The sequence below is a fragment of the Streptomyces sp. NPDC026673 genome (genome assembly GCF_040638135.1).
Classification (GTDB): domain Bacteria; phylum Actinomycetota; class Actinomycetes; order Streptomycetales; family Streptomycetaceae; genus Actinacidiphila.
Map to the genome: position 1 here is coordinate 1 of NZ_JBEZXR010000074.1, position 7,114 is coordinate 7,114.

At 73.6% G+C, this 7,114-nt stretch carries 8 protein-coding genes; 5 read left to right on the forward strand and 3 right to left on the reverse strand.

Going from position 1 to position 7,114, the window contains the following annotated elements; genetic code table 11:
* The first annotated feature begins 152 nt into the window (after positions 1-152).
* The 3 genes from galE (at position 153) to idi (ending at position 2,993) form a co-directional block, all read left to right on the forward strand.
* Positions 153-1,139 (forward strand): UDP-glucose 4-epimerase GalE, encoded by a 987-nt coding sequence (galE, locus tag AB0F62_RS34125; protein WP_361808487.1) that lies wholly within the window; start codon positions 153-155, stop codon positions 1,137-1,139.
* Positions 1,140-1,315: 176 nt separating this feature from the next.
* Positions 1,316-2,272 carry a cation diffusion facilitator family transporter gene (locus AB0F62_RS34130; RefSeq protein WP_361808490.1) on the forward strand — a complete coding sequence of 319 codons (957 nt, stop codon included), beginning with the start codon at positions 1,316-1,318 and terminating at the stop codon, positions 2,270-2,272.
* 112 nt (positions 2,273-2,384) lie between these two features.
* Positions 2,385-2,993, forward strand: coding sequence for an isopentenyl-diphosphate Delta-isomerase (idi, locus tag AB0F62_RS34135; protein WP_361808493.1), 609 nt, complete (start codon positions 2,385-2,387; stop codon positions 2,991-2,993).
* Positions 2,994-3,008: 15 nt separating this feature from the next.
* On the opposite strand, the gene AB0F62_RS34140 is transcribed toward idi, so the two are convergent.
* Positions 3,009-3,455 carry an ATP-binding protein gene (locus AB0F62_RS34140; protein ID WP_361808586.1) on the reverse strand — a complete coding sequence of 149 codons (447 nt, stop codon included), beginning with the start codon at positions 3,453-3,455 and terminating at the stop codon, positions 3,009-3,011.
* Positions 3,456-3,716: 261 nt separating this feature from the next.
* Positions 3,717-4,325, reverse strand: coding sequence for a DUF308 domain-containing protein (locus tag AB0F62_RS34145; protein ID WP_361808589.1), 609 nt, complete (start codon positions 4,323-4,325; stop codon positions 3,717-3,719).
* Positions 4,326-4,472: 147 nt separating this feature from the next.
* Between AB0F62_RS34145 and AB0F62_RS34150 the strand changes: the two genes are divergently transcribed.
* Positions 4,473-5,249: an enoyl-CoA hydratase-related protein gene (locus AB0F62_RS34150; RefSeq protein ID WP_361808496.1), complete on the forward strand. Its 777-nt coding sequence runs from the start codon at positions 4,473-4,475 to the stop codon at positions 5,247-5,249.
* On the opposite strand, the gene AB0F62_RS34155 is transcribed toward AB0F62_RS34150, so the two are convergent.
* A complete protein-coding gene (locus tag AB0F62_RS34155) occupies positions 5,227-5,910 on the reverse strand; it encodes a pyridoxamine 5'-phosphate oxidase family protein (RefSeq protein ID WP_361808499.1) in 684 nt (227 codons plus the stop codon). The genes AB0F62_RS34150 and AB0F62_RS34155 overlap by 23 nt on opposite strands.
* A gap of 170 nt (positions 5,911-6,080) precedes the next feature.
* Here AB0F62_RS34155 and AB0F62_RS34160 point away from each other — a divergent pair, with 170 nt between their 5' ends.
* Entirely contained in the window at positions 6,081-6,962 is an 882-nt protein-coding gene (locus AB0F62_RS34160; protein ID WP_361808502.1) for a hypothetical protein, read from the forward strand.
* Positions 6,963-7,114 lie beyond the last annotated feature (152 nt).

Below are 7,114 nucleotides of genomic sequence, written 5' to 3' on the forward strand. Positions count from 1 at the left end.
CCAGCCCCGGAGGCCCCGCACCCGGCCCACCCACACACGCAGCGGCGCGGTCACTGACCGCGCCGGGCAATCGGGAGGGCGGGCGGGGAAACCCCAACCGCAACCACAACGGCGCCGCACACGAACAACGGGCACACAACTAGGGTGGCGCCATGACATGGCTGATCACTGGCGGCGCAGGCTTCATCGGATCTCACGTGGTGCGGGCGATGACCCAATCCGGCGAGGGCGCCGTCGTGCTCGACGACGGCTCGGCCGGCGTCGCGGCCCGGATCCCCGGGACCGTGCCCGTGGTGACCGGCTCCGTCCTGGACCGCGCGCTGCTGGACCGCGCGATCGCGGAGCACGGCGTCACCGGTGTCGTGCACCTGGCCGCCAGGAAGCAGGTCGGGGAGTCGGTCGAGCAGCCGCTGCGCTACTACCGGGAGAACCTCGGCGGCCTGGGCACGCTGCTGGAGGCGGTCGCGGACGCGGGCATCGGGCGCTTCGTCTTCTCCTCCTCCGCTGCCGTGTACGGCCTGCCCGACGTGCCCCTGGTGACCGAGTCCACGCCGTGCCTCCCGCTGAGCCCGTACGGCGAGACGAAGCTCGCGGGCGAGTGGCTGGTCCGTGCGGCCGGCCGGGCGCACGGGATCTCCACCGCCTGTCTGCGCTACTTCAACGTCGCGGGGGCGGCCGAGCCCCGGCTCGCCGACACCGGGGTGTTCAACATCGTCCCGATGGTCTTCGAGAAGCTGACCCGGGGCGAGGCCCCGCAGATCTTCGGGGACGACTATCCGACGCCGGACGGCACCTGCGTCCGCGACTACATCCACGTCGAGGACCTCGCCGACGCCCATCTCGCCGCCGCCCGCTGGGTCGGCGAGCGGGACGGCGCCGCCGACCTGACGGTGAACATCGGGCGGGGCGAGGGCGTCTCCGTCCGGGAGTTGATCGGGATCATCCTCGAGGTCACCGGACGCAAGGACGTCGAGCCGGTGGTCGTGCCGCGGCGCGCCGGCGACCCGGCGAGCGTGGTCGCGTCGGCCGGGCTGATCCGAGAGGAACTGGGCTGGACGGCGACGCGCGGCATCCGCGAGATGGTGGAGTCCGCGTGGGAGGGCTGGTGCCTGAACCACCCCGAGGCGCGCCGCCCCTGACCACGGGCGCCCGTTCCGCCACGTGCGGTGTCCAGGCCATCGCCGCAGGTCACCGCAGTTGACGACGGCCGCCGGCGGCGAGTTGCCCACGGACGGTGACCGTTGTTCACTGGGCTCGCCGGTCTCCGCGCGCGGGCTCGCCGCACAGCGGAGGGCGACGGACGGGAGTACGGGCGATGGGGGCAGGGCACGGGCACGCGCACGGGCACGGCCACGCGCACGGGCCGGGGTCCGTACCGGCGGGCACCGCGGCCTCGGCGTACCGCGGGCGGCTGCGCGTCGCGCTCGGCATCACGCTGCTGATCCTGGTGGCGGAAGTCGTCGGCAGCGCCCTCACCGGATCGCTCGCGCTGCTCGCCGACGCCGGGCACATGGCGACGGACGCGGCGGGCCTCGCGATGGCCCTGGTGGCCATCCGCTTCGCCAACCGCCCGCCGAGCGAGCGCCGCACCTTCGGGCTGGCCCGAGCCGAGATCCTGTCGGCGGTCGCCAACGCGGTGCTGCTGTTCGGCGTGGGCGCGTACATCTTCTACGAGGCGGTCCGCCGGCTGATCAGCCCCACCGAGGTCGAGGGCGGACTGACCATCGTCTTCGGTGTGATCGGTCTGGTGGCCAACTCGGTGTCTCTGCTGCTGCTGATGCGCGGGCAGCGCGAGAGCCTGAACGTCCGGGGCGCCTTCCTGGAGGTCATGGCGGACGCCCTTGGCTCGCTGGCCGTGGTCGTGGCGGCGGTGGTGATCCTGGCCACCGGCTGGCAGCAGGCGGACCCGGTGGCGTCGATCCTGATCGGCCTGATGATCGTCCCGCGGACGTGGAAGCTGCTGCGCGAGGCGATCGACGTCCTGCTGGAGGCCGCCCCCAAGGACGTGGACATGGCCGACGTGCGCACACACATCCTGGCGCTGCCCGGGGTGGAGGGGCTGCACGACCTGCATGTGTGGACGATCACCTCCGGGATGCCGGTGCTCTCGGCCCACGTCGTGGTGAGCCGGGACGTCCTGGACGCGGTCGGCCACGAGAAGATGCTGCACGACCTGCAGGGCTGCCTCGGCACGCATTTCGACGTCGAACACTGCACGTTCCAGCTCGAACCGGTGGGACACGCGGAGCACGAGGCGCGGTTGTGCCACTGACCGGATGCCGCACGGATCGACGCAGTGTCACGGATCCGAAGCGCGCTGCAACCACATCCCGTGTCCCCGCGTGAGGCAGACTGAGGTCTTGTCGTCGAAGCAAAGGATGGCCATGCCCACGAGCCCCGCCGCCGGCCGGCCCCACACCCCCTCCGCGGACCCCTCTTCCAATGGCGTCTCGGCGCCGATCCTCCTCGAACTGGTCGACGAGGCCGGCGCGACGATCGGTACCGCGGAGAAGCTCTCGGCGCATCTGCCGCCGGGCCGGCTCCATCGGGCGTTCTCGGTCTTCCTCTTCGACGGCGAGGGCCGGCTGCTGCTGCAGCGCCGGGCGGCGGGCAAATACCACTCCCCCGGTGTGTGGTCGAACACCTGCTGCGGCCACCCCTACCCGGGCGAGCCGCCCTTCGTCGCCGCCGCGCGCCGCACCGCCGAGGAGCTCGGCGTGGCGCCCGCGCTGATGCGGGAGGCCGGCACGGTCCGCTACAACCACCCGGACCCGGCGTCGGGGCTGGTCGAGCAGGAGTACAACCACCTCTTCGTGGGGCTGGTGACCGCGCCGCTGGACCCGGATCCGGAGGAGATCGGCGAGACCGCGTTCGTCACGCCCGCCGAGCTCGCCGCGCTCCGCGGTTCCGGGCCGTTCTCGGCCTGGTTCCCGACCGTGCTCGAGGCCGCGCTGCCCGCGGTGCGCGAGCTGACGGGCGACGCGGGCTGGTAGTCCCGGTCGCGCCGGTCAGTGCAGCGGGCCGGGCGGCAGCGGGAGCGCGGCCCAGATGACCTTGCCCCCGGTGGTGGTCTGCTGGACGTCGCACATCCCGCCCGCCTCGGCGGTGACGGTCTTGACCAGCAGCAGTCCGCGCCCGCCGGTGTCGGCGTCGTCGACCTGGAGGGCCTTGGGACGGTACGGGTGGTTGTCCTCGACGGCCACCCGGACCCAGTCGACACCGACGGCCAGCTCCACGGCGATCTCGGGCGACAGCAGGGCGGCGTGCCGCACCGCGTTGGTCACGAGTTCGGAGACGATCAGCAGCAGGCCGTGCAGCAGTTCCTCGCCGGCCGGCACGCCCTGCCGGACGATGAGGTCGCGCACCGCGTGCCGGGCCTGCGGCACCGAGGAGTCGAGCGCCGGGGCGGTGAAGCGCCACACGCCCTCGTACGGGCGCGGGACATCCGGCGCCATCGGGGGCACCGGTTCGGGGGGCGGGACGCTCCCGCGTACGTCCATGGCGGTCTTCACCCTCGCATTCGCGTGCTGCTCCCCGCAGCCCCCGCGGGCCGCCCGTCACGGGCGGCGGCGAGGTCCGCCTCACGGATCGAGTGTCGGCAGCCGACGGGCTCACCCCGAGCCGCTGACCGTAAATCCACATGTTTCGACCGCCTCCGACTCAAGACGATCGAACGTGCCAGGTGCGTGAGCCCAACTGATCCGGCGGTTCCGGTTTCACTGACGCGTCAGTGGGGCGTCCCGGGCATCGGCGACCATTCCGACGATCCGCCGGCCGCCCAGACCGGCGCCGAGCAGCCCCAGCCCGTCGAAGAGCAGCGCCAGCGAGAAGAAGGCGCCGATGACGTACAGGCTGCTCTCCGGCCAGTTCGCCAGAACCAGGATCGCCAGCAGGATGCCGATGGCGCCCTGGATGAGCGTCCACACCATGTGCGGCCCGCGCACCACCAGCCCTCCGAAGAGGCGGAAGATCCCGCCGGTCAGGAAGAGCAGCGCCGCGAACATGGTGAGCGCGGCCGCCGTCTGCTCGGGGTTGCGGATCACGACGACCCCGGCGGCGATGTAGAGGGCCGCGACGACCAGGGCGAGCCAGAAGAAGTTGGTGTGGCGGTTCTGCACCGCCTGGACCAGGCCGACGATACCGCCGGCCAGCAGGAGCCAGCCGAAGAGCAGCATCGAGGTGATGGTCGCGAAGCCCACGTAGAAGAGCCCGACCAGACCGCCCACGACGAGGACCGCCCCGAGGGCCGCGACCCAGCCGAAGCTGCGCTTGATCCCGGCCTCCGGGGGCTCCGGTTGCTTCTTGCGTCCCTTGAACGGGGTCATCGCCGCCTCCTCGCGCTCGTCGGGGGCCAGTCGTGGGCTACCGGTCATATACCCGATTTGCCGCCGGCCGGACCGGGATAGGATCCCCGTCCGGCCGCCTCCGCGACCTCCGGCGGCCGGGAAGACGACGAGAAGAGGGATGCGGGCATGTCCGAGCCGTCCGGGCCCGGCCTGCTGGTGGACACGGCGGGCGCCACCGCCACCGTGACGATCAGCCATCCGGCCAAGCGGAACGCGATGACCGTGGCGATGTGGCGGGAGCTGCCCGGCCTGCTCGACGGGCTCGCCGCGGACCCGGCGGTACGCGTCCTGGTGCTCACCGGCGCGGGCGGGACCTTCTGCGCCGGCGCGGACATCTCCGACCTGCGCGATCCGGCGAGCGGTTCCGGCACCGCGCAGAGCGCGGCCGTCGAGGCGGAGGAGGCGCTCGCGGCGTTCCCCAAACCGACGCTCGCCTCGATCCGCGGCTTCTGCGTGGGCGGCGGCTGCCAGCTCGCGGCCGCCTGCGACCTGCGGTTCGCCGCGGAGGGAACGCGCTTCGGGGTCACCCCGGCCCGGCTGGGCATCGTCTACCCGGCGCCCTCGACCCGGCGGCTGACGGGTCTGGTCGGCCCGTCGGCCGCGAAGTACCTGCTGTTCTCGGCGGAACTGATCGGCCACGAGCGGGCGCTGCGGACCGGGCTGGTCGACGAAGTGCTGCCGGAGGACGAACTGGACAAGCGGGTCGAGGAGTTCGCCGGCGTGCTGGCCTCGCGGTCGCTGCTCACCCAGGCGGCGGCCAAGGAGTTCGCCGTACCTGAGCCGGACCCCGCGCGGATCGGGCACTGGGCCCGGCAGTCCGAGGGCAGTGCCGAGACGGCGGAGGGCGTCGCCGCGTTCCTGGAGCGCCGGGAGCCGCGTTTCACCTGGACGGTGGGGCGGTGACGAGGGCCGCCAGGTGCGGCGGCAGCGGTACGCCGTCGCGGAGCGCCGGGTCGGGGACGGGTGTCCCCCACGCGGTGGCGAGCGGCAGGACACCGGCCCAGACGGGCAGCGCGGCGTCCGGCCCGTCGCCGTCCTCGGGCGGACCGGTGCGGATCTTCACCGATGCCTCGTCGGTCGCCAGGGCGAGCAGGGTCGTCGCGGCGAGCTCCCTGCGGTCCGGGGGCCGGGCGTGGTCCCACTGCCCCCGGGCGCACTGCTCGGTGAGCACCCGCAGGCCGTGCAGCTTCTCCGCCGGGTCGGTGACCGGGCGGGGCACGCCGAGGACCATCGCGCTGCGGTAGTTGACGCCGTGCTCGAAGACGGAGCGGGCGAGGACCAGGCCGTCGACGTGGGTCACCGTGACGCACACGGGCGCGTCCGAGGCCGGGCGCAGGCTGCGGCTCGCCACGGAACCGTGGAGGTACAGGGTGCCCGCGGCCGCGTCGTATCCGTACACGGTGGGCAGGGCCAGGGGCGTGCCGTCGACGACGACGGCGAGATGGCACACGAAACCGGCGCCCAGGACGGCGTCCAGGTCGTCGCGGGAGACGCTGCCCTGCTCGCGGAGGCGGCGATGGCGGGTGCGCTCGGTGACGGGGAGGGTACGTCCGGGGGCGGGCATCGCGAGGGCCTCCGAGAGGTGCGTGGTTCCGGGGAGCCGAGGCTAGTCATATGAGCAGTGCAACGCCATGCTGTCAACGGAATCAGTGGTTGCCGCCTTCCGGACGACGGAATCGGCGTTTCGGCGATGCGGGTCTCGGCGACATGCCGACCGGTCGGTAACCTGCTGGCATGACCGCCACCGTTCCCGCCCCCGCGCTGGAGCCGCGCGCCGGCCGGCGCTGCCACAACGCCCTCAATCCCCTGCACTCGGTCGTGTACTTCTCCCCCGAGTACGACGACGACCTCGCGGCCATCGGCCTGGAGCGCGGCGCCATGGCCTACTTCGCCGGGCGGGCCGCCCCGCTGGGCGCGGTCTCGGCCGGGACGGTCACCGCCACGTTCTACAACTTCAACCACGCGATCATCGCCCCGGTCGTCCCGCGCGCCTGGGAGCTGGCGACCCCGGGCGCGGTCGTCGAGGCCCGGCTGCGCGTCGCCGACGCCGTACTGACCCGGCTGCTCGGGCCCGAGGTCATCGCCTCGGCAGACCTCGCCGACGCCGCCCGTCTGGCGCTGCGCGCCGCCGAGGTCTGCACCCGCGAGGCCAGACCCCTGTACGCCGCCAACGCGGACCTGCCGGTGCCCGATCGGGCCCACCTGGCGCTCTGGCACGCCGCCACCCTGCTGCGCGAGCACCGCGGCGACGGGCACCTCGCGGCGCTCGCGGCCGCCGGCCTCGACGGACTCGAGGCCCTGGTCACCCACACCGCCACCGGGAAGGGCTTCAACCCGCGCTTCGTGCAGCGCAGCCGCGGCTGGTCCGCGGAGCAGTGGGCCGCCGCCGAGGACCGGCTCCGGGAGCGCGGCCTCCTCGACGGCGCGGGCGACCTCACGGACCGCGGCGTCGAACTGCGGCGCGAGATCGAGGGCGTGACCGACCGTCTCGACCGTGCCCCCTACGAACACCTCGGCGCCGCCGGCGTCGACCGCCTCACCTCCCTCGCGGGTGCCCTCACCCACCGCGTCCTGGGGAACGGCGGCTTCCCGCTGCAGTACTTCGGCAAGGGCTGAGGAGGCGGCGCAGGCGCGAAGCGCTGTCCGGCTCGCCGGGAGGCGCGGTCCCCGCACAGGGCCCGCGCCACGCCCGGGACGCGTCGCCGCGGGACCTGCGGCGCAGGACGCGAAGGCGTTCCGGGTCGCCTTCGGCGATCTGCCGGGCTTAC